This is a genomic window from Magnetovibrio sp. PR-2 (genome assembly GCF_036689815.1).
Classification (GTDB): domain Bacteria; phylum Pseudomonadota; class Alphaproteobacteria; order Rhodospirillales; family Magnetovibrionaceae; genus Magnetovibrio.
Genome location: NZ_JBAHUR010000015.1, coordinates 27,324 through 49,463 on the forward strand (window position 1 = coordinate 27,324; position 22,140 = coordinate 49,463).

15 protein-coding genes are annotated in these 22,140 nt (G+C 51.9%); 5 read left to right on the forward strand and 10 right to left on the reverse strand.

The genetic code is table 11. The features are described 5' to 3' along the window. Positions 1–27: 27 nt before the first annotated feature. From V5T82_RS15305 to V5T82_RS15345, 9 genes are all read right to left on the reverse strand, one after another. On the reverse strand, positions 28–7,887 hold the full coding sequence (locus V5T82_RS15305) for a hypothetical protein (RefSeq protein WP_332896536.1): 7,860 nt from the start codon (positions 7,885–7,887) through the stop codon (positions 28–30). A 136-nt stretch (positions 7,888–8,023) separates the two neighbouring features. Beyond that, positions 8,024–8,200 carry a hypothetical protein gene (locus V5T82_RS15310; RefSeq protein ID WP_332896537.1) on the reverse strand — a complete coding sequence of 59 codons (177 nt, stop codon included), beginning with the start codon at positions 8,198–8,200 and terminating at the stop codon, positions 8,024–8,026. Then, the gene (locus tag V5T82_RS15315) at positions 8,197–8,895 is read right to left on the reverse strand and encodes a response regulator transcription factor (protein WP_332896538.1); all 699 of its coding nucleotides are present in this window, start codon (positions 8,893–8,895) and stop codon (positions 8,197–8,199) included. Before V5T82_RS15315 ends, V5T82_RS15310 begins: the two co-directional genes overlap by 4 nt. Positions 8,896–8,975: 80 nt before the next feature. Continuing rightward, positions 8,976–12,746 carry a transporter substrate-binding domain-containing protein gene (locus V5T82_RS15320; protein WP_332896539.1) on the reverse strand — a complete coding sequence of 1,257 codons (3,771 nt, stop codon included), beginning with the start codon at positions 12,744–12,746 and terminating at the stop codon, positions 8,976–8,978. Between the two features lie 101 nt (positions 12,747–12,847). Continuing rightward, a complete protein-coding gene (locus V5T82_RS15325; RefSeq protein ID WP_332896540.1) occupies positions 12,848–13,021 on the reverse strand; it encodes a hypothetical protein in 174 nt (57 codons plus the stop codon). A 421-nt stretch (positions 13,022–13,442) separates the two neighbouring features. Continuing rightward, positions 13,443–14,261 (reverse strand): replication initiation protein, encoded by an 819-nt coding sequence (locus V5T82_RS15330; RefSeq protein WP_332896541.1) that lies wholly within the window; start codon positions 14,259–14,261, stop codon positions 13,443–13,445. A gap of 394 nt (positions 14,262–14,655) precedes the next feature. Beyond that, positions 14,656–14,997 carry a hypothetical protein gene (locus V5T82_RS15335; protein WP_332896542.1) on the reverse strand — a complete coding sequence of 114 codons (342 nt, stop codon included), beginning with the start codon at positions 14,995–14,997 and terminating at the stop codon, positions 14,656–14,658. A gap of 3 nt (positions 14,998–15,000) precedes the next feature. Continuing rightward, entirely contained in the window at positions 15,001–15,648 is a 648-nt protein-coding gene (locus V5T82_RS15340) for a nucleotide-binding protein (RefSeq protein WP_332896543.1), read from the reverse strand. A 344-nt stretch (positions 15,649–15,992) separates the two neighbouring features. Then, positions 15,993–16,499: a hypothetical protein gene (locus tag V5T82_RS15345; protein WP_332896544.1), complete on the reverse strand. Its 507-nt coding sequence runs from the start codon at positions 16,497–16,499 to the stop codon at positions 15,993–15,995. 273 nt (positions 16,500–16,772) lie between these two features. On the opposite strand from V5T82_RS15345, the gene V5T82_RS15350 reads away from it, so the two are divergent. The 4 genes from V5T82_RS15350 (at position 16,773) to V5T82_RS15365 (ending at position 20,978) form a co-directional block, all read left to right on the forward strand. After that, positions 16,773–19,616, forward strand: a complete 2,844-nt coding sequence (locus tag V5T82_RS15350) for an AAA family ATPase (protein WP_332896545.1) — start codon at positions 16,773–16,775, stop codon at positions 19,614–19,616. Positions 19,617–19,702: 86 nt separating this feature from the next. Beyond that, positions 19,703–20,176 (forward strand): hypothetical protein, encoded by a 474-nt coding sequence (locus tag V5T82_RS15355; RefSeq protein ID WP_332896546.1) that lies wholly within the window; start codon positions 19,703–19,705, stop codon positions 20,174–20,176. Continuing rightward, a complete protein-coding gene (locus V5T82_RS15360; RefSeq protein WP_332896547.1) occupies positions 20,169–20,363 on the forward strand; it encodes a hypothetical protein in 195 nt (64 codons plus the stop codon). Before V5T82_RS15355 ends, V5T82_RS15360 begins: the two co-directional genes overlap by 8 nt. A gap of 165 nt (positions 20,364–20,528) precedes the next feature. Next, positions 20,529–20,978 carry a hypothetical protein gene (locus V5T82_RS15365; protein ID WP_332896548.1) on the forward strand — a complete coding sequence of 150 codons (450 nt, stop codon included), beginning with the start codon at positions 20,529–20,531 and terminating at the stop codon, positions 20,976–20,978. Between the two features lie 70 nt (positions 20,979–21,048). Here V5T82_RS15365 and V5T82_RS15370 read toward each other — a convergent pair whose 3' ends face one another. Next, positions 21,049–21,711, reverse strand: coding sequence for a hypothetical protein (locus V5T82_RS15370; RefSeq protein ID WP_332896549.1), 663 nt, complete (start codon positions 21,709–21,711; stop codon positions 21,049–21,051). Between the two features lie 130 nt (positions 21,712–21,841). Here V5T82_RS15370 and V5T82_RS15375 point away from each other — a divergent pair, with 130 nt between their 5' ends. Then, positions 21,842–22,078, forward strand: coding sequence for a hypothetical protein (locus tag V5T82_RS15375; RefSeq protein WP_332896550.1), 237 nt, complete (start codon positions 21,842–21,844; stop codon positions 22,076–22,078). Positions 22,079–22,140: the final 62 nt, after the last annotated feature.

The window sequence follows — 22,140 nt, forward strand, 5'->3', positions numbered from 1 at the left end:
ACATCCTGGAAATATTTGATTTATCCATCACCCCCACCAATTGTACGGATCGTTTTGAGGCGGGCCACCATCGCACACCCCATCTTGGCGGGATTCGAAGTTACATTGCGGGTGTTCTTTGTTGTACTGAGCCTTGGTGCACCCCTTGTTTGTCCACCAGTCTTGATAATGCTCTTGCACCATTTCATACGTACATGATGGTTTCGGTGGCGATGGCGGTGGCGGCGGTGCAGCTTGGGTATAGCTGGTGGCGAGCACTTCAAAATTCCGCGTTACCGCGCCCGACACGCCATTGACGATGTGACAGTACTTGCCGCCGATGGTCCAACCAACGTGCGTCTGACGTCCGATCATGGTGCGGCACGTGTACATCGCCACGGTTTGGCCTTCCAAATAACTGTATATACGGTTCGTAACATCGAACTTGCCGTCGGACTTATCGATATTGATGCGGCCCGTGACCACGGCGGACGACGGCAGGTACCCGCGCCCGGACGGTTGCCAGAACACATCCGTCGCATCCTGAAGCACATCGTAATACCCCCCCGTATATTTCTGTGTGCCTTCGGAATATACGCACAGGTTGTTGTTCACGACCACGCCTGGAATGTACATGGTGACGCTCGTATTCTGTGGTTGCGTTTGCACCCGACAGGCGAACCATTTGGGTTCTTTCGAAACCTGCAGGTTGGGCAATGCGTTTTTCGCCGCCAACGCATAATCGTCGTCAATGATCGGCGTGCCATCTGTCAACACGATCGGTGGCAAATGTTGAACGGGTGGCGGCGGTGGATTTGGCGCGCCAGGCACAGGCATGGAGGCCAAACCAACGGCGCCGGACGCCAAACGCGGCACCCCCTGATAGCCTGTCTGCATCCCTAAGCGATAGCAAAAAGACTTCTTCCCAGATTCGACACAGGCTTGCTTGCCCGCAGCCAAATCATTGGTATTGGCTGCCAACTTGGACTGAATCCCAGCCCAAGCCGTCACCCACGTGTTGATGGCCGACGTTGATTGCTCGTCCGGGGTAAAGGCTTTGTCCTTGGCGTTGCCGGAATAGGTTGCCCAGTTCACCCCGGCTTTGGGGTTCAAGGGCATCATCAACATGTTCCATGGGTCTGGGAATTTGACGCCAGCGCGAACCTTCACATTGTCATATGATTGACCGCCTGCCGTATTGAACAGCGTCAATCCACCCACGGTTTGAGTTGTTGCGAACCATTGAGAGGCATCGCCGGAATCACATGTCACGTAACCCATATAGAGCGCTACTGCAGCCGATTCATCGTCAAGGTAGCCCAAACATTTGTTGGGGTATGTGCGGCTGGCAAACCGACGCCGACCAAGATCATCCACGAAATAATCGAACAGATCGTAGCCCTGTGTATATCGGTACTCCTCTTTGTCATATTTGGCCCGCGTGTCGCAACTGACGAACGCAGCCCCCCCTCCGTCATCGCTCTTGCCAAAACATTTGCTGACAAGGCGGGGGCTGGAAGCGCTACCATCATCATCCTCGCTGAGTGTGACGTTCATCATCGGGAAGGATTTTTTAATTGGTAAACCGACCTTGTGGAAAACGGCTTTAACGGGGTCAGCAACACGGAACACACCCGTATTGGCGCCCACACACGGAACCATTTTCAAACTGTTCCAGACACCACCGTATCTATCTTGCTTCGATTGCAACCACAGACAAGTTTGTGTCGCGCGATTGTGCAGTTGGTAATAGTCCTCACCGTGTTTGAGGATTTTCCAGTGATTTTCAGGTCCCGATCCACAGTTCCCAAATCCTGGGTTCCAGTTTGTGCTGACGTGGAATTTGTTTTGTTCGACAATTTTTCCATCAAACAGAACTTCGTCAAATTGCCATTTGCCCGGGACTGTTAGGCACCTGCCGCCTTCCCCACTTTGAATGTACACATAACCGCTGGGCTTGCCTTTGTGCTTGCCCGTATCCCAGTTGACGCCGGCAGTTTTAAACGTCTGGCCCGTCAGCGAGATTTCACCATAGTCGGCGTCGTCGCTTTCGGTTGCGGCACAGGCGTTGTAGCCATCTTCGGCGGCCTCATTGTTGTACCTTGCGCCTGTGGTCAAACACAGCCCGCTGGACGCAATTTCGAATTGTGCACCGTCAAACGTTTCGCTGGCGGGTTCTTTGTCCAACAACGTCACGGGTGCATGCATCAGCCCGGCGACATAGTCGTTGGAGAACACAACACCATCCGTCATCAATTTCTGGGCTTGTTTACTGTAGTTCGCAAACAACGTCGCATCGGCTTGCAAATCAGTTCTCAAGGCTGTTTGTGCCGTATGGATTTTGTTGCCAACGTTTTCGCGCAGTTGACGCAAGAACGGTGTGGGAATGTCGCTCAGAACTTTGTTGAACATATGGTCCACGCCGACCAATCCCAAAAGTGATAGGTGTGCGAAGTCCTTGGCACCTTCTTTGCCCAGATTTTCCAGCTCATCACCAACATTTTGAAGTTTGAAGGCAAAGGTGTCTTCAAATTCGGAACCGAACAACTCCACATCGATCAACAGATCGACCGGGTCGTTGTGTTCGATCACACCTGTGAGCGAACCTTGGAAGCTGGCTTTTTTCACATTCACCGAACCACCGACAGCATTTTCGATGGCGTCCAGACCTTTGGTCAACATCTTGTCCAAATCCTCCAATCCTTCGATGGAGTATTCAGCCAGTTTCAAAGTGCCCATCGCGGTTTCTTTGGCAGCGATCAGCGGCCAGATGCGCGGGTCCATATCGATGGGGAAGTGTTTGACCAGCTCTTCAACCAGTTTCAACACCTCATCAGCAATGTCTTTCGCAGCTTTTTCAAAACCAATGGTAATGCCCCAACGGATTTTGCACGGCCATGGGAACCAACCGCCGCAGTGGTGATATTTTTTCCAGTCGTGTGTAATATCACCCGCAAGTTCATCAACTCTGTGCTGTGCGGCTTCGACCTTGTGTTCGACCTTGGCGCGTTCAGCGCGCACGATGGCGCGTTCGTGATTGATTTCACCATTGAGTTTATCGACCTTAGCCTGCGCGGCTTTAATTTTCTTATCCCCAGCGGCAAGCTTTGCATCGAAATCTGAAAATGCAGTGTTCAGTGTGGTCTTCATCGAGTTTTCAATGAAGGTCCCGAAATCCGCATTAAACGCACCGGAAATAAAGAAGTCCGCGTTGTCGAAACTCGGATGCGTGACCGACAGATCAACACCCGTCAGCTTCATACCAATGGATTCAGAGAAATCATTGAACAATGATTCCGTAACGGAAAAGGACATGGTTTTGTCCGTGACATCGGCCTTGATCGAAGCGCTCAGGTCGATTTCCGAAATGTCTATATCGCCGTTCACCTTGAAAAACCCGTTTAGTGGGTTTTTCGGCGGCATGGGCACCTCGAAGTCCAGCTTTGTGTGTTTAATGGTGATCGGGCCGACGTCCAAGTTGCCGTCTTTATTGCCGATGGTCGCGTCCACATAGATGCCCGATTTGGCTGTGACCGACATATCGACGGTGCCCAGCTCTTTGCCCAGCCAGTACATATCACCCTTCAACGCCACACCTTCACCTGTGATGTTCAAATCCGGGTCCGTGGCGCCCGGCGTCGCAAACGCAAATTTGACGTTTTTAAACACAGGTGCGGGCAGGCCGTTCATGAGCGTGCTGATGGCGTCGATATCGGTTTGGCTAATGCCCAAGTGTTCCTGTTTCGACAGATCGTTCGCCATTTGAATGGCGAGTTGTTCGGGGAAATCCATATCGACCTGATCGGCCGCACCGATAAACGCGATGTCTTGAGGCAGACCCAGTTCTGCGGCGTCTAAGTCCGTATCCACGGCGACACAGAAACGATCCCCGCCGACTTTGGCACCACCGGCAAAACCTAAGTGAACGCCATCATCGGTGACGCCTAAGTCCATAGCGATGTTGTAGAGCGTAAAACCGGGAATGCCGAAGGGATCATGCCAGCCCGCCGGACCTTTCGGCATTGGGTGACCGGGTGTGCTGTTCAGCGTGCAGTTCAGGCCATAGTCCTTGGTGCCACCGTCGGCCAAGTTGCCGTTCTTCAGATCCATCACAAATTTGACGTCGGCTTTTTCTTCTTCCAATTCCATGGCAAGCTTGCCTTCGAACGTCAGCTCGTCGTCATGGATTTTTGTGTTCACATCCATGGCAATACCAATTTCGACATCAAAGTCGTCACCGCTTTCCAGCGCGATGATGGAAAACAGGAAGTCGATGTTGTCGGCGAACTTCAGCCACGTGGGCATCCAGCTCGCGCGCCCGTGAGAATCCAGCACCACGGTCAGATCCACGTGCGGGTTGGAATTGCCCATGATGCCACCGATGTCACCCACCAAAACCACACGGTTTTGGTTCATGCCCATCTTGGTAAAGCCACCCTTGGCCTTACCTGTCGCCTTGTTGTGATCAAACACCGCGACCAGGTTGAGGCCTTCACCCAGAACCACTTCGTCTTCCGCGTTCGTGCCATAGATGGTTCCGAAAGCATCTTGTGCCACGGGCCCGAAGTCCGACAGTGTGCCGCTGACTTTTTGTTGGGTGAGGACAATGGCCGCCTCAGACAACTTGATGTGCTTCAGCGGCGTTTTGGCAAGCGGCGGAACGATTTCGGTCAAGGTGAAATTATTTTGTTCCAGCGCAATGACCCACTCGTTTTCATATTCAAAGGCGAAGAAATCGGTTTGATTGCCTTGGAACGTGGTCTTCGCATCGATGCCATGCTTGGACGCCGTGAGCGACGTGATCGTCAGGTCATTCACCTCAGGGATGTCTTTGATGCCCGGAATTTCGGAAAGATCGAGCGGCCCGGCCAACGTAAAGGTTGCGTTTTCATACGTGCCGTTGTTGTCCTCGACCTCCATGGTGACGGCCAAGTTGGAATGTTTGCCAATATCCGTTTTCGCCGTAACGGTCAGATCCCAGTCGGAATCATCACCCGTCACCTTTTCATCAAAGGTGAGATTCAATTTTTTCAAATCGATCCAACTCATGCCGAACGGATCGTTCCAATCCTTCGTGGTCGCGCCTGAAACTTTCAATTCCTTTTGCCCACCGCCCGAAGCGCGGTCATAGGCAAGCTCAAAGTCGAAATCCAATTCGTCGCTGGAATCAAATTTGACGGATGCATCGCCGGAAATGAGCAACTCAATCCCTTGTGTGCCGTCTGGCAATTGGCCTTTGATTTCCACTTGGCCGTTGGTGAACGTCATGACATCGCTCAGCTCCGGCACTTTCGGTGTTGGAATGGGCAATTTCAGGTCCAAGTTGGCCATAATGGCGTCTTCGATTTGGGCCGTTGGATTGCCGTGGAACATGGACTTGTCGATTTTTCCGTTCAGCGGCAGCTTAACTTCTGACACGCCAACCTTACCCAGCAACGTCTTGATCTCGCCGCCAGGCTTAACGTTCATGAAGCCAAAAATGTTCAGCCCAGGATAGACGGTCGGATTGTTCTTATTGGACTGGTAGATCCACGTATCGGCATCGTAAAGAATCCCGGTACCGGACACGATCGTCGGTTGGTTGCCTGGATAGTACAACGCAACCATGTTTGAGAACGTAACGTCGCTCAGGGGTGAGCTCTCAGAACCCGGAATCAGGTCTGACAATGCAAATTCATAAAGGTAGGCCGCAATCAGATGACCCGGTCCATGCGGATTTTTTTGAATTTGGAAGTAAGTGTCTTGACCATGAACCTTCCCATGCAAAAACCACATGTTGGGGCGTATCATGACACTGTCGAGCTCAACATCAACGAAACCCGGTAAGTTCGGACTGTCGATCAGTTGGGGAATGGTCAGGCCCGTAGTGGTGATTTCAACGCGGTAGTCTTGCCCCGGATCTTTGACATAGTTCAGGTGGACAGAGTTGTTTTTCACAGTGGCATCACCGGTCAGCCAGGTCGTCCAACCCGCCGGTTTGTAGTTGTCCATACCAAACGACAAGTTCGTAATGTCCAGGGTTTCAATGCCCATATCAGCGGTGATCGTCGAACTCTTTGTTTCCTTGGCACTGAACAACAGTTTGTTGACACCAGATTTTTTCACGATATCGATGTCGAAATCAAAATCAGCCTTGGTGGAACCGTGGGTGACATCCAGCTCACCCGCAAGGTCCACAACCATCGACCGGGTGCCGTTGTCGTTCTTGCCTTTAACGGTCAAGTCCGTGTGCTTAATGTTGACGGCATCCGGCACCCCGGGTACCGAAATAGCCGGCAGCGGAAGGTTGATGTCCAAGTTGTCGATAATTGCATTCTTCATAGCCGCTGTAGGGTTGCCGTGGAACATGGATTTGTCGATCTTGCCGGTCAGCGGCAATTTAACAGCACTGACCCCAACCTCACCCAGAAGTGTCTTCATTTCACCTTTAGGATCGATGTTCATGAAGCCGAAGATGTTTAAGCCAGGCTTGAGCATCTCCCCACCCGTGCTTTTAATCGAGGATACTGCAGTAATCGGCCAGCCTTTATCATGAAGCGTGTAGATGGATTTCTCAGTCTGCCCCGGAAGATACACCGCCATCATCTTCTCAAAGCTGACATCCTTGAGCGGGGTCGAACTTGAACCCGGAATGAAGTCGGTCAAGGTCACGCTATTCAAACTTACAGTCACAACGGGCTTTGTGATGTCATCGAATTTTTGAACTTCGAGAAGGATCTGCTCACCCTTGAACGTGGCGTACAACGACCACACCTGCGGGCCGAAGGTAACGTTCGTCAGCGCCACATCGTTTAACCCTGGAACGCCATCGGCACCAATGAGGCGCCCGAGGGTCAAACCCGTTGGGGAAGCCGCAATATACTTGCCGCCCCCGGGGACGTTTTGGAACCACACGGTCATGTTCTGGATCGTGCTTCCGAGAGAGGCCTTCGCCGTGACGGTATAGCCCCAGCCCTTGGGGTCATAGTTGCTCATATTGAATGTCATGGACGACAAGGTGAACGTCTTAACCATGTCCACCGATAAGCTTGAGCCTGGGACTTCCGTCGCTGCAAAGCTGATTTTTGCTTTTTCCCCAGCGGATTTTTTGACGTCCATTTCAAAGTCAAAGGCGGCGGTGCTGGAGCCTTCTTTCACGTCCAGCTCGCCCTTAAACGCCACATCAAGAACGCGCGCGGTGCCATCCTTTTTGCCCGTGATGTGCAAATTGGTTTGCTTCAGCGTCACAGCACTCGGCACGCCCGGAAGAGAAACGGCTGGCAACGGTACGTTGATATCTAAATTGTCGAGAATTTGGTTTTTGAAATCAGCCGCAGCCGTTTTTGGATTTTGTGAAAACAAGCTTGTGGGAAAGCCACCAGAAAGCGGCAAGTTGAGTTCGGTGATGCCCACGGGGCTTAGCATTGTTTCAATGGCCGAGCCCGTGACATCCATCTCGCCATAGAGATGGAGCCCAGCTTTCAGGTTCACGCTGTTTCCACTGGGGCTGAGGGCGCTGGCGACATCTGCGGGCAAGTTTGCCACAGTCACATCAGATTTCGCGCCACCCTTAGGCACGATAACAAACGCCATATTTTGAAACGAAACGTTGTCCAGCGGTGTGCCGGACGGAATGGGGGTGATCTTGGTGAGGTCGAAACTGTCGGGAATGATGGCCGCCATTTTCTGGCCATCGACCGTGAAGCCAACGATGGTTGCCCCTTCGCCATGCAACGTTACATGTGCAGATGTGTATCCATCTCCGGTTTGAATGTCTGAAACCGGAAGGTTTTCGACCCCCGGAATGCCACCTAAGGCGTCCAGCAAGTCGGCTGCCGTTTGCTGGGTAGATTGTGCACTCGCTACAGAGAATGTGGCGATGGATGCGACAATGGTGGTAGCGCAGAGTTTTAAGAAACGTTTCATCATGGCAATAGCCCCCTTTAGGTCCTGTTACTCTCTCACCCCACCACCGGGTATTCAACAATAGGGATATTTCGCAGATGTTTCTGAACAACGCTCTTGGAAACAACAAAGCCGCCCCAAGGGGCGGCTTCATTAAGATCTAGGCGTTGTCTTCGTCGTATATTCGGTCATATTCGGCTTGCTTCCACAATGCGAGGGACAAGGCGAACGACATCACCACCACTGCACCGATCAAGACCCAAATGACCAGCTCCATCGCGTCCGTGTCCATGGCGGTTGCCAGGTCAAATAACAGTCCATGTATGTTGGTCATCATCCTGCTCCTTCAATGGGCCAGCCGGCTTTGTAGCCCACATGCGGCACGGTCAAGACCGAAGCCTTGTCGCCAAGTTTTTTGCGAACACGGCTGACCAATATGTCGACCGCCCGAAAGTTCATGGGCCCGTCACCCGTTGACACCGCATCAACCAAATCGTCGCGGGACTGAACCTTTCCGTCCGCGTGGGCCAAGACCCACACCAATGTGAATTCAGCCGGGGTAAAATCAACTTTGCTGCCGTCTTCGCGGGTTGCGGTCCGGCGCAAACGGTCCAGCGTGACACCGCCCATGACCAGCATATCGTCGCGTGATGGTCCTTTATCGACCTGTGTGCGGCGCATCACGGCCTGGATTCGGGCAATCAATTCGCGTGGATCAACGGGTTTGTTGACGTAGTCGTCGGCACCGACGTCAAAACACGCCAACTTGTCATCCACGCCCTCGCGTCCCGTCAGCACGACGATGGGAATGTCGGACCGTGCACGCACTTTGCGCACCAAAACGATGCCGTCTTCGTCGGGCAGTGTCAGATCGACGACCATGCAATCGAAGCTCTTCGTATCGATGACTTTGAACAAGTCCGCGCCCGTGGCAACGCTGGTCACGTCGTATCCGTTCTTCCCCAGGTACGTCACGACGAAGTGAGCGAACTCAGGATCGTCTTCGACCATTAATACGTTGATGTCTGTCACGGCCTTGCCCCTTGAACCTATAATCTTCTGACATCATCAACTTACGCACATCCCCACAACGCAACAACCTTAATGTGACGTTAGAAACATCCAGGAAACACCAAGGTCATCGTCGTGCCAGCACCCGGTTTACTTTGAATATCCAGATGTCCGCCGTGAAGTTTAATGAAGCGGTCTACGACAGTTAAACCGATGCCACTGCCGCCTTTACGCTTGTCGCTCGATCCCGCTTGACCAAAGGTTTCACGCGCGATTTTAATCTGCTCTGGCGTCATGCCTTCGCCTTGGTCAAGGACTCTAACCAAGGCGTCCTTGCCGTCCTGAGCGAACTGCAAGGTGATTTCACCATGTTCTGAGGAATGGCGGATAGCGTTTGACAGCAGATTGATGATCATATGCTTCAGCGCGATGGGATCGGCTTCGAATGTGGGGATTGTATCCGCGCCTTCGACCCTGATCTTCACCCACCGTTCCGTTGCGGGACCGACAGATAGGCTCAAGCTTTCTTTGGCGATCAACTCTGCATCTATGGGTTCCGGCGTGATTTCATAGCGCCCGGATTCCACCCGCGACATGGCGATAATGTCGTCAATAATGCGGTGGAGATGCCCGCTGTTGCGGTTGATGGCTTTTGCGCTGTCACGAATTTCCTGCGGCACGCCATCATCATCGGCGTCCTCTTCCATCATCAAAGCGTAGCCCATGATGGTGTTCAGCGGCGTGCGCAAGTCGTGGCTCATCATGGTGAGGAACTTCGATTTTGCGTCGCTGGCCTCCAGCGCTTTCAAGCGTTCTTCATTGGCCTGAGCCTCCGCTCTTTTACGTTGGTTCACTTCGATTTTAAGCCGTCGGTTCCACATCAAGATCAGCACCAAAATCAACACCGACACGCCCGCAACTTGCAAGCCGACACGCACCAGGGCTGCTGTGTCCACAGCGTGTTCAAACCGCAGGGACACCCATTTCGCGCGCATGGCACTTTTGTCTTCATCGGGAATGGCGGCCAAGACTTTATCCAAAATCGAAACGAGCTCCGGCCAGTCTTTGCGCACGCCCATGCGTAAGTCGGCAGAGAACGGGGTGGGTGCGGCGACTTTAACGTTGCTCATGTTCAGCTGTTCGATGAAGTAGGTCGCCGTGGCCAAATTGCCGACATAGCCATCCACCCGGCCCACAGAGACAGCTTCCAACGCTTCGGCAACGGTTTTGGTCTCGACAATTTTAACGTTCGGAAAGTCTTTTTGAACGAAGTGAACAGCTGCATAATTTTCCGGGATCGCGACCGTGCGCCCATCCATATCTTCAAGCCCCGCAACAAAATCCGCATCGTTTTGCGTAAACAGCATGATCGGGAAGCTCATGTAAGGTTCCGTGAAATTCATCAACTCTTCACGAGCCGTCGTGTGGAAAGCGGAGGGTAAAATATCGATCTCACCCTTCTCAAACAACTCAAACGCTTCGGCCCAGGTTCGGTTATCACCTGGGATAAATGACATGCCGAAGGTGCCGTTGATGTGATTGATGATATCAGCCGACAGGCCTTGATAAGTTCCATCATCAATGAATTCCAGCGGGTGAAATTGCGGATCGATGCCCAGGCGGAATGTGGAATGCTGTTCTAACCAAGCCCGTTCATCCGCACTTAATTCGACAACAGCTTGGGCCGGGGCTTTCGCCAAGACATCCCCCAACCACTTTTGTTGCAGGCGGCGGATTTCACCTTGGTCTGCGGCATCAATGGCTTTTTGCAAGATGTCGCGCAGCACCGGCCAATCGTCACGCACACCCAAACGCAGGCGGTTGGCAAAGGTTTCTTCGGGGAGCTCCCCGATAAAGCGCAAGTTGGTCAAAAACAGCTTGCGCATCAAATCGGTTTGAATGGCAATGCCGCCAATGGTCGCGTCCGCCTTGCCAACAGCGACGGCCTTTAAACAGTCTGGCTGCCCGTCCAACAGCATCAAATTGATTTCGGGAAATTCACGCTCGATGATTTCTTGATAAAAGAACCCATCGGGGATCGCCAACGTTTTGCCAAACAGGTCGTCAAACTTTTGAACGCTGGTGTTGTCATCTTTGATCACCAACACAGGCGGGTTTTCCACGTAAGGTTCCGTGAAGGCGATGTATTGATCGCGTTTGGGCGTCTTGATGATGTTAAGCATCACGTCCAAGTTTTTGTTTTTCACCAAGCCCAAAAACTCACCCCACGTCGGCCCGGTGACGTATTCGACCTCTACGCCGATGTCGCGCGCCAACATATTCATGTAATCGATGGAAAAGCCTTGCGGCCGGCCCTCTTTAAAGAAATTGAACGGTTCCCAATCACTTTCGTTGTGCACACGAATTTTGGGATGTGATTTGATAAAGGCATGCTGCTTTGCCGTTAAAGCCAGTTCTTGTTTGGAGAAAATCTGATTGTCCGGGTTGAGCACCCAACGGGCTTCGATCTCAGCCAATTCTTTGCGTGAGATCAAATCCAATCCCCGCTCGATGAGCGTTAGCAATTCGCCGTCACCTTTGCGCACGCCGAAGAACAAATCGTTTTCCAAAACCGGTGGGCCCGTGCTCACAATCGCGCCTTGCAAGCCAAGCCGACCCAGCATGGCTTCAACCGTTGCGTCTTCGCTGAGCGATACATCGATGTCCCCTTGGGACAGGGCGCGAAAGACTTCTTCGTCATCGCGATAGCCTAAAACATGGGCTTTGGGTTCAGTTTCACGCAAGTACGCTTCTTGGAACGACCCGAACATGGCACCCATGTTCACGTTTTGAAATGTCTGGGGTAGGTCTGCACCGACACGGTGGTAATGGCTCGACGTAATTTGATAGACCGGGCGGGAAAAATCGATCCATTGTGCCCGCGATGCACTGCGGAACAAACCGGAATGTATGTCCGCTTCGCCGTTGCGCAGGGCGTAGAGCGTGTCAGCCCAACTGCTTTGTTTGAATTCGATCTTGCGGCCCGTCTTGCGCGACCACAGCCGCCAAATATCCACCAACATGCCAGCAGGCGCACCGTTCACATCCGTCACAGTAAAAGGTGGATAGTTGCGTGATACGGCGATCACCAAAGAATCCGTCGCTTGTTTGGCGACCGGGCCCAGCCAGGCTTTGGTCAGCTTGCGCCGATCATTTGGCGTGATTTGGTTCAAGCCCGCGTTGACGGTCTCGACCAGATCCGAACGGCCTTTCTTGGCCGCGACATAGAGATAGTTTTCCGCCAATGGTGCACTGGCGTTGTATTGATAAAGCCCGTCAAGATTACGTTCGGCTAAGAAGAACAAAGCCGTTTGTTCAACATCGGCAAAAAAGCGTATCTCTTTATTCAGCACTGCGTCGTAAAGGGCGCCTGTCGTCGGATAGGCTACCACTTCGGCCCCGGGTGCAACGCGCGGCAGGTGCGCATGCTCCAACGAGCCATCCAACACGCCAATGCGAAAACCTGCCAAATCTTTGAAGTCACCCGTCAGGTCAATGCCTTTGGGGCTAAAGATATAAATGTTGCTGGTCAACAGAGGCTCGCCGTAATTCAGATAAACTTGGCGTTCGGGTGTTTTGTTCAAACCGGCGTGAACATCGGCACGACCATCCTTGACCATATCCAACGTTTCGCTCCAAGGAGCAGACTTGAATTCAATGGGCGTCCCGGTCCGTTTTGACCAAAGTGTCCACAGATCGACGATCAACCCTGTCGGGTTTCCGTTTTCATCTTGGTATTCAAAAGGTGCAAAATCATTTCCAACGGCGATGCGAACGGAGTCTGCGGCATGCGCGCTCGTCGCCATAAAGAGGCCGGCCAGCACTATGGAAACATAAGCCCAACCGCCAAACCTTCGTAAAACCGTAACCATCGTCGCCCCCGTTGAGCCAAGTTTTCGAACTTGGACGGTGCGGTTCTTCAGTATCGCTTCTCGTAACAAACATGACCGCACAGGTCTGATCTTATAAAAGATCAGTAAGAATCCCAGGGGGAATTTTTATCTGTGCTGTAATTGGACCAAAGGCCGCCGATGATAAACCCGGCAATGACGATGGCGAAAATCGCCAGACCAAGATATTGATCCGTGGTTATCGGGCCAGAAACCGCTTCGGATATTTTGCTTAAAAACACCTGTTGATGTGTCATCTGCGCCTCTCTCTTACTTGTGCTTCGATACAGTTAGGGTGCGCTGGAGCCTGGAAAACATCAACGATCTCTTGATTTCTGAGATGTTTCTAGAATTCGGCTTCCAACAAGGACTGCCTCGCTCAAGTATGCTCGGGGCCTATTTGGCCCGTGGTGCAGAAACGCTGTGATAACAATTTGACGCACTTAGCGTCTTGCATCCTGAAAACACTAGGATAGCTGTTTAGTCGTTTGTGCCTTCAAGAGTGACTCGGAGTGTTAAAAATGAAAAAACTATTGGGTTGTTCTTCAGAATCCCACATATGGAATTGTTACACGCTGAATAGGCGGTTTAAATAATAAAGTAAGCAGTCATAAGAACTGTAAGTTTGAAGATAGTTCGTACACATTTTAAAGCCGCCTTCGGGCGGCTTTAAAATAATCATGCGGCTTTCTGTTTGCTGAATGTCAAAGTGATCTTATTCACTTCTCTAGTCCGCCTTCTCCGCTCGGTTTCAAATTTGATATTAAGGCCAGTCCGGTCTTGAATTTGTTTGATCGCAGGCTCAAGTGCCCGGCCCTTCAGGGCGGTCCAAGTCGGCAGTGAGTTCCCAACGCCCAGAAGAAGTCTGAGCTCATCCGGCGTTGTGTTCCGGAAATTCAGTTTGCGCCTGTAGTAAAGGCGAGCAAGCTCATATAGTGACAAAGCGTACTTGGACGTCAGCTTCAAGCTTTCCGCCATATTGATCATGCCCCATTTGTATTCATCAGAAAGGGGTAGGCGCAGTTCGTTTTTAAACTTCCAGAATGCGTATTCGCCACACTCCGAGACGCCACCCACTTCAAGAAGTGAGACAGACACATTTCCAAAACTCGGGAACACCATATCTACTGAGCTCAACTGGTCGAAGGCTTTCCGAAGCCGTTGATTGCCACAATCTGCTCCATTGCCAATTGACCGCCGGACATCCGAAGCGTAGGCGTAAAACACGTAATCGGCTTCAGGATTGCTCAACCAGTCCCAGGACAAGCAAAGAATGAAGTTTTGCAATCGCCGCACCGCCAGGGGGAAACCTTCAACGACAGGGCTTGCCTCAATCAACCATGCTGGTTTTGGAAACTTGACGCTTTCGGGCTTGGCAATGGGGTTATCGAATGGAATTGGCCAAAATGCTTCGCCGCAAACATCATTTACAAAATTCTCGGGGTAGACCAGTACATTGCCGATATCGTCAAAAAAAACTTCAATGTGATCAGTCATGTTATATTCCTTATCGTTATTGGGCCGCATTGCCGTTGAAAAAAAACAGTATGTTTTTTTTGGCCGTTTCAATTGTGGGGCATCCCTAAAATTTTGGATCATTCCCGGGGTGGCATTTGTGTTTTCGGGGTGCCGAGTTGTTTTCGTAGACTTGCAAAATGTTTTTCCGTATTGTTGTAATGCATTGTTTTAGAACACATTTTTGCATCCCTGAAACTTATAGAAACACTTTGAAAACTCAGAAAAACCTTAAAAAGCACCATGTGCAGGATTGGGGGAGGGATTTAGGAGGGCATACGCCCAACAACACCAGAATGAACAGCTTTGTTCTCCATACATGGGAGTGCGGTCAGAGACCACGCTAATGTCGCTGCCATAAACCCTCTTTCTACGGCTATAGAGTCTCAGCTTCCCTGAGATATCGTTCGACGGCCTCAAGCACCAAATCGTTGGCCCTGACCTTTCCGCGACAACTGCCTTGATCATCGACAGTGTAGGACTGTTGAGAAGCACGCATCTCAAGGGTCTTGTATTGCCCCATGGGGATGTAAAGGCTGGTCTTGTGCATCTGCTTTGCAGGCAATTGCTGTGGAGCCGCCGCAGTCGTCTCATCGGGTATGATATCTGCAACTTGCTCCTGCTCGACCTTTTCCACGTTTTTCTGCTCAGCGACAGTGGGTTCTGTAACTTCCGGTTCAACGGGGTGGTCGAAGGCATCCAGGTTCATTTTTGCCATTGTTCAAATCCTTTCTTTAATGAAGTTCCATAGGTTGCGAATTTCATCCGCAGCCTTGCTTTTGGGGGCTGCTTCGAGAACCCCATAACCATCGTTTAGAGACCGGCTGTAGTCCCGGCGGTTGCGGATGATGGTAGGGGCCACAGTGAGGCCGTAGCGGCGGAGGATTTCGAGCGCCTCGAGCGTATCGGGATTTTCCGCCATGCCGCGTTTTGCCGGCGCTTGGGAAATCACGAACACCGTTCGCTCCAGAGCATCCGCGTTCTTGAGAATTGTGTATGTGTCACCCGCGGCTTCGAGATCGAGAACCGTAGGACGGATTGGCACCACGATCAGGTCGGAGTGCCCTGCCAGTTCTTGATAGCGCTCGCTACTGCGCGGTTCTGTATCGAGGAAAACCAGATCCTTGTTCGTGTTCTTGACGCTGCGCACCACATCCGAGATGGCCATGGAACGGGGCACGTCGCCAAACAGTAGATCAGCAACAGTGTTATCGCGCTTTTCGAAGCGGCGAATAATGCTGCTCTGCGGATCCAGGTCAAAGATTGCCGATGAAATGCCGTCGTAAACGGCACAGGTATAAAGGTTCGCGGACATTGTGGTTTTGCCGCTTCCGCCCTTCTGCGCGTGTGTCATAATGAGTCTAGTCATAATTGATCCTTAAAAAAGTTTTTCAATAATTCCATGTATGGCCAAGCTCTATGACTTCCCAAGGGCATGACCCAAAAAAAAATGTAGATCCGCGCATTTTTATATCTTCGGCGTCATGACATCCTAGCGTTCGATGGTCACAACGACAGCAGGTCTTAAGGCCGTGACGCTTTGACTTAAGGCTGATGTATGGCCATAGCCCCATGGAATTCAAATGCCCCACCAACAGAGCGTCAGAGAGACGCCGCGCTGTGACGTCATGAAGCCCGAGGGTCAGAGCACAACGCAGCCGGAATGCCATGACGTAATAGCACTGCGGCTGCGTGGAGGGAGGTCTTCAGACGTCATGACGTCACGACTTGAATGATGATGTCGGTACCGGTCAGGCGCCGCTCCAAGTACGTCTTGATCGCGTTGCCCTGATACCGGGTCCAGCGCTTGCCGTCCCGGGTGATGTCTTTGGATTTCTTGAGACCGGCTTCTCGCAGGATCGCAGAAATGGAGCGGCCGGGACGATCTGGGATCAGGACTTCCAAGGGTACGGGTTTTCGCGCTTTAGCCAAAGCGGATTCACCATTTCTCTGGAATGCTGCCGTTCGGCTCTGATCCTTCTGCATGGTTTCTGCCCCACGGAGCAGTATCCCGGCAATAACGGTATCTTCTAGGCTATCCAGACCGATTTCATAAACAACGCGGCCAATGCCGTACAACCGATCAAGGTGTGTCCGCTGGTGGTGTTTCTTTAGTTCCTGTTCGGCATCACGCTTTTTTCCCCGTGCCTCTTCCGCCGAGGCAATCGCCTTGTCTGCTTCGGCAATAATTTTCTCTAATTCATTCTGCGATTTCCCCATGGTGCTCTCCTTTGATGAGTTGTCCCTCATGAAAGGAAATTGACGTGGCGTAGAAATTTCCTAGGCCCGTCGTGAAGTTTTTTTGCGTATCGGAGGTGATCCGCAGCCATTGCATTGTGATGGAAAAGCATCGGCGCGAAGCAGCCGTGGCATGCCTGTATGGGAATGTCTGCAACACTATACAAATTTGTCGGGGTCAAATTCGTGTGTTCGCTCCCGCGGGGTAGGCAAAACAAGTTCTCACTTCAATCTCCTCCATCAGGAGGAAATGAAATGAGCACATACTTTAATCTCAGAATCTTAGGCGTCGATGACCGCGAACATTCCAGCGTTGTGGGTGTCATCGCCTATACCATGCGGTCTCGATTGCACGACGCTGTCTTAAAAGCATTGGGCCACAAGAAGCACACTTTCGACTTTCGCGCCAAGCGAGGCGAGCTGTACGAAAGTGTGCTTCTGGTCCCGCCAAACGCTCCGGATTTCTGGCAAGAGAATCCGGAAATCATCTGGACAGAATGTGAGCGTGCTGAAATCGCCGCGTCCACCGGGAAGTTCCGCAAGGGTGCGCAACTGGCAAAGGCCGGCACAGTCCATTTTGACCGTGTGGCAGGCATTCCACTGTGGGAGCAAGTGGAATGCCTAAAGGCGTTCTGCAAACAGAAATTCGTCGACCATGACCTAGTCGTGCAAATCGATGTTCATCCGTATGGATCTGCCTTGCTTCCAGATAGCAATGACGATGACCGACAAAAGTTCGAGAACGAGCTTCGCCTGCATCCAAATACCCAAGTATTTTACGTCGATGAAATCCCGGCAAAACCACCGTGTAATAAGGAACATGTCCTGCGCCTGCCGGACGGGCGCGTGTACGTATATATGCCCCATGGACATCTCACTATTTCCACCCGAACTGTTGGCCCTGAGGGCTTTAGCAAGAAAAAAGCCCGCCATCTCAACCCAGGCTTTGCCAATGGCCGTGTGACAGATGGTGACGATTGGACAGATACATGGGTGAACCATCAAAACGAATGGTACGGCGCCCGTGGTCACGAGTTGCGCATCGTTAAAGCCAACTTCTTCGAGCGTCGACAGACTGGCAAAGCATACCGGACCGAAACCGGCCGTGATGAAGCCGACGCCATTCGCGAAGAGACGCTAAGGCGTCTATGCGATCCTGACGCTTTGATCGAGGTGGCGCTGGAGCACCAAGCCACCTTCAGCGTTCTGGATCTGCGCTATCTGTTGCGCCGTGCTGGCATGACGCCAGAGGATGCCGAACGTCGTGCAGACGAAGCCCTTCAGCATCGTGACGTCGTGCCACTCTATGACGTTATGACGTCAGAGCCGCGTCGGATCTACACCCGCACAGACGTGCGGGAGCAAGAACGCATGGTGCTTCGGCTGTCTGACGTCATTGCTTCTCAGCGTTATGACGTCACAGGAGAAGCAATCCAAAATGCCATAGCGTCACGGACTATGAACGCCGAGCAGATCGCGGCGTTTCAGCGTCATGTTGGTGGTGATGGCATAACGTTCACCCAGGGCCGTGCCGGAGCAGGCAAGAGCTACATGCTCAGTGCTGTCCGTGAGGCCCACGAAGCTTGCGGCTACCGTGTGATCGGTCTGGCGCCCACCAACACCGTCGCCGCGGATATGAAAAAGGACGGTTTTGGTGACGCCTTTACGGTCCATGCAGCCTTGTTCAAGGCCGAAAAGGGAAAACTGGGCTGGACAGCGAACAATCTGATTGTCGTCGACGAAAGCGCGATGTTGGATTCCGTGACCATGCTCAAGCTGTTTCGTGAAGTGGCGCAAAGCGGGGCCAAGTTGGTGATGGTCGGCGACGATCGCCAGCTGTCGTCAGTTTCCCGTGGCGGTCTGTGGCCGCTATTGACCGATCGTCACAGTGCATCGTTGATGAACGAGATCAATCGGCAAGAAGCCGATTGGCAAAAGGCCGCATCTGTCGCCTTCTCCGAAGGACGGATTGGTGATGCCGTGCGCGCTTACGACGACAAGGGCTACGTGCACTGGGACGATACCCTCGACAATGCTTTCGACGCATTGCTCGAAAAGTACGAGCAGGACCTCGATGAAATCCCGGATGCCGTGCGGTTCATCTACGCCTCGACCAACGTCACGGTCAATGCCGTCAACGCCGAGATTCATCGGCGGATGGTACAGCGAGGGCAGGTCAGAGACGTTCAGGAGTTCCTGACGAACCGCGGACGTATCTCCATGGGTATCGGTGACCGGATGCAATTTTACGACAACAAGAAACAAGACGCCATAATCAATGGCCTCATGGGAAGGGTAATCTCGACATCGCCCGATGAAATTCGTGTCCAGACCGATGCCGGAGACGAAGTTGCCATCGATCCCTGTGACTATAAAAACTTCGGCCATGGATATGCCGGGACGGTATACCGCGGACAAGGAAAAACGGTATCTCAATCCTATTGTCTGTATGACAGCAAGTTCTCCTGGTCAGCGAAATCTGCTTACGTTGCGATGACACGCCATAAGAAACAGGTGGACCTGTTCGTGCCACGAGAACTCGCACCTGACTTTGAACATCTTGTTCGTCAAATCAGCCGGGAAGGTCGTGACGGCGCCTCCCTGAACTGGGCCACTGAGGCTGATCTTCAAGAATTCAAGTACGTCACCAAAACTCAGGCTCCGGCCAGTATAGATCCGTTTAAGGCAACCTGGTCGAAGCTTTGGTCCACCTTCGTGGCGAAAGTCTCAGGCGTCTTTGGTGAACGAAGTGAGCCTGAGCGCATAGGCGTCCAAACAATCCTCGAAACGACAACCAGCGCACCTGCAGAAAATGACAATTTTGATGCCGCGGCGTATCGCAGGTCCATGTTCAATCGGCCTCGCTATGACCATCTGGACGAATTCTCCAGTCTATCTGATTTGGCTGAGGTGTTGGAGGATGAGGCCAGACTATCGTTGATCCATCAAAAGATCTACGTGCTCCAGAACCTTGCCCAGGAGAAGGGCTGGGATCTCACGGACGATCCGAGGACGGATCGAAATCAGGCATTGGAACATGCCCAGCAACAGCAGCGCCTCCGCGAAGCTCAGCGCGAGAACGAAGTAGAAGAGAAGTAAAAGGTCATCGTCAGTCGCCTCCACCGCCCGGTTCTGCGAGCGGTGGAGGCGATCTCCCTCGCCCAAAAATAAGCGAAGGAAGAAAGATGACATTCAAACATCTCATATCCGTAGGTGACATTGTCGTATGTCGGTTCCCGATGGAAGAAACCCCAGGCGAGCCCGGACCGAAGTCCCGTCCGTGTTTGGTGACGCGGGTATATCCGCAACGGAGTTTTCGCGCCCACCGCGTTGAAGTGGCCTTTGGAACATCGGTCCAGAAACCGAAACCCGGGCCGAAGGTTTTTCTCAGAACGCCTGAAGATATTGAACGTGGAGGTGTGAAAGGACCGACGCAGTTTCTTCTCCACAAACGGGCCATCGTTCCTCAGGTCGGTCGGTTCCTATGCCGTTCAAAAAAAGACGAGGTCCAACTTGGAAACCTGACCAGTGCAAACCGTGCACGGCTTGAGCATTTGCTTCATCGCGAAACCGCAGATGAGCAGGTCGAGGCCTGCCGGTTTGGTCGGAAACCCACCCCATCTATCAACGTCTTTGAAAAGGAAACCTCATATGTCTGAAACCCTCATACGATCCGAAATTCTGCGTGCCGTCACTGCGCTTGCCGTTGCTGAGATGCAGCGCAGTCGAGGTGTGTCTCTTGTTTACGCTGTTCATGAATCAACAGATGCATTGATTTCTGCAGGACATATTACCGAGACAGATGCGCCAGGGTTCTGGGCACCCCACGCGTGTGAGGCGAATTAATCCTTCAGGCGCTGACAGCGGCTTCAGCTGAGAGCTTCGGCTGATATCCCGTTCTCTCCCAGCACCTTAAATCTGCCTTTGGCAGTTTTTCCCAGTTCTGAGTGCTGGAATCATCCCGTTTTACAGTGTTCAACCCAAACCATTTAAAACTTACGGAGTAGATCCATGCCCGAAAAGACTTTTACCCTTGAAGACCTAGGCGGTCTCAGCTTCAGAAAATTGAACGACAACAGATACGGTGTTTTGTTCGGTTTGATGGATACCGATCAAATCGAAGTCGCCGACGAAGAAACCTGGAATAGGGTTGCGTCAGAGGCCAATGACAAGTGTCTGGATATAAGTGAATGGCATCTGGTCACAATGACAATCAAGGATCGCACTCACGGGCCTCATGTGCTCGGGTTTTCTGCGGATGGTTGTTACACCACGTCCGCTGTCAAGTATATTGCTCCTGACCGGAGCGCCGTTGTTACACAATCGAACTCACTGTATCGCATCGGCAAACCCAGCGATGCGGATGAGCCAGAATTCTCTCAATTGCTGTTCTGGGTTTATACGCTTCGCTACTGGGGTATGGGCGTTGTGGTCAAGGACTGGCCGCACGTCTTTTTCTAGGGGCTGGTGAAGAGGTCAAATGCATTAGCGCATTCCCGGCGATGTGGCCCATGTCCATTCAGAAATGTACTTAGCCTTTTAAAATATGAAAGCGAGATACGTCTTTGAGCGTCTTATAGCGTTCCTCTGAAATAGGGGATTCCCCTGCTTCATGTCTGCAATATTGCCGATGGGTGATTTTCAGGATTTTTGCAGCTTGCTGTTGGGTGAGGTCCTTATCTTTACGCAGTTGTTTTAGGTCTTCCGGGGTTGCAGCTCCGTATGCCTGGGCCTTATTCCAGAGGCATAAACAACTCAGCAAGCCTTTGAACAAGCCCGTATTGCACTGCTTTTTCGTAGATAGAACTTCGAGTGCAGTAGCAATTACCGCCGCTTCCTTTTTTGTTTCGATCTCATATGCGCCGACAACTCGCTGTGTGGATGCGGACCTATCCTTGTATCCGCATTTACGAAGCGTTGAGCCAATACCCTTTGCAACTGTATCTGCTTTATCAGGCGTGTAACGCCACCATGAATGCACTTGGGCAAGTGTGTTCTCAACCCTGTCACGGCTGATTGCAAGATGGAGGATGCCATGACGGTCTGAATGGTCTTTAACATCGTTGGTTAGGCCGCGATCGACAAGCAGGGCCATGGCGATGGTTTTTAGTTCATTATTATGCACATCCCAAGGCACAGGGTGCATCTCGAGGAAGGAATTTGCCTTACGAATGAGATTTTTTAGCTCTGACATATCAACACCTTGGTGAAAGTTTTACTGCAAATTATGACAATATGTACTTCATAGACAAGAAAATTTTTTCTACTTCATAAAATCGAACCAATCTTCTTATTAGGAACAAAAAACAAACGGAGATTTGGTTTTGAATTTAGCTCAGAAAAATACCGGCACCGGATGCGCATACCTGACGCGCATGCAATTGGTGAAAGAGTACCCGATCAACACATACGAAGGCTGGCGTCGAGTTTCTCCTGATCGGTTGCCTTACGTCGTGCGCGGTCGAAATGCGGTTTATCGCCGTGATGATGTCAATCATTACATCGAATATGGATGTGCTCGACGCAAGCGCGGGCGGCCAAGAAATTTTGATAAACGCTAAAAAGTGCTCGGGCGTTAGTTCTGGGGATGGAAAAGCCCAGTTGCGTCCGGCGAAATCGCAGG

Excerpts from the sequence above, each read along its gene's own strand:
- V5T82_RS15340 (WP_332896543.1), bottom strand. The coding sequence starts at position 15,648 with ATGACTAGACTCATTATGACACACGCGCAGAAGGGCGGAAGCGGCAAA.
- V5T82_RS15335 (WP_332896542.1), bottom strand. The coding sequence starts at position 14,997 with ATGGCAAAAATGAACCTGGATGCCTTCGACCACCCCGTTGAACCGGAA.
- V5T82_RS15370 (WP_332896549.1), bottom strand. The coding sequence starts at position 21,711 with ATGTCAGAGCTAAAAAATCTCATTCGTAAGGCAAATTCCTTCCTCGAG.
- V5T82_RS15310 (WP_332896537.1), bottom strand. The coding sequence starts at position 8,200 with ATGATGACCAACATACATGGACTGTTATTTGACCTGGCAACCGCCATG.
- V5T82_RS15320 (WP_332896539.1), bottom strand. The coding sequence starts at position 12,746 with ATGGTTACGGTTTTACGAAGGTTTGGCGGTTGGGCTTATGTTTCCATA.
- V5T82_RS15360 (WP_332896547.1), top strand. The coding sequence starts at position 20,169 with ATGTCTGAAACCCTCATACGATCCGAAATTCTGCGTGCCGTCACTGCG.
- V5T82_RS15325 (WP_332896540.1), bottom strand. The coding sequence starts at position 13,021 with ATGACACATCAACAGGTGTTTTTAAGCAAAATATCCGAAGCGGTTTCT.
- V5T82_RS15345 (WP_332896544.1), bottom strand. The coding sequence starts at position 16,499 with ATGGGGAAATCGCAGAATGAATTAGAGAAAATTATTGCCGAAGCAGAC.
- V5T82_RS15365 (WP_332896548.1), top strand. The coding sequence starts at position 20,529 with ATGCCCGAAAAGACTTTTACCCTTGAAGACCTAGGCGGTCTCAGCTTC.
- V5T82_RS15330 (WP_332896541.1), bottom strand. The coding sequence starts at position 14,261 with ATGACTGATCACATTGAAGTTTTTTTTGACGATATCGGCAATGTACTG.
- V5T82_RS15305 (WP_332896536.1), bottom strand. The coding sequence starts at position 7,887 with ATGATGAAACGTTTCTTAAAACTCTGCGCTACCACCATTGTCGCATCC.
- V5T82_RS15355 (WP_332896546.1), top strand. The coding sequence starts at position 19,703 with ATGACATTCAAACATCTCATATCCGTAGGTGACATTGTCGTATGTCGG.
- V5T82_RS15350 (WP_332896545.1), top strand. The coding sequence starts at position 16,773 with ATGAGCACATACTTTAATCTCAGAATCTTAGGCGTCGATGACCGCGAA.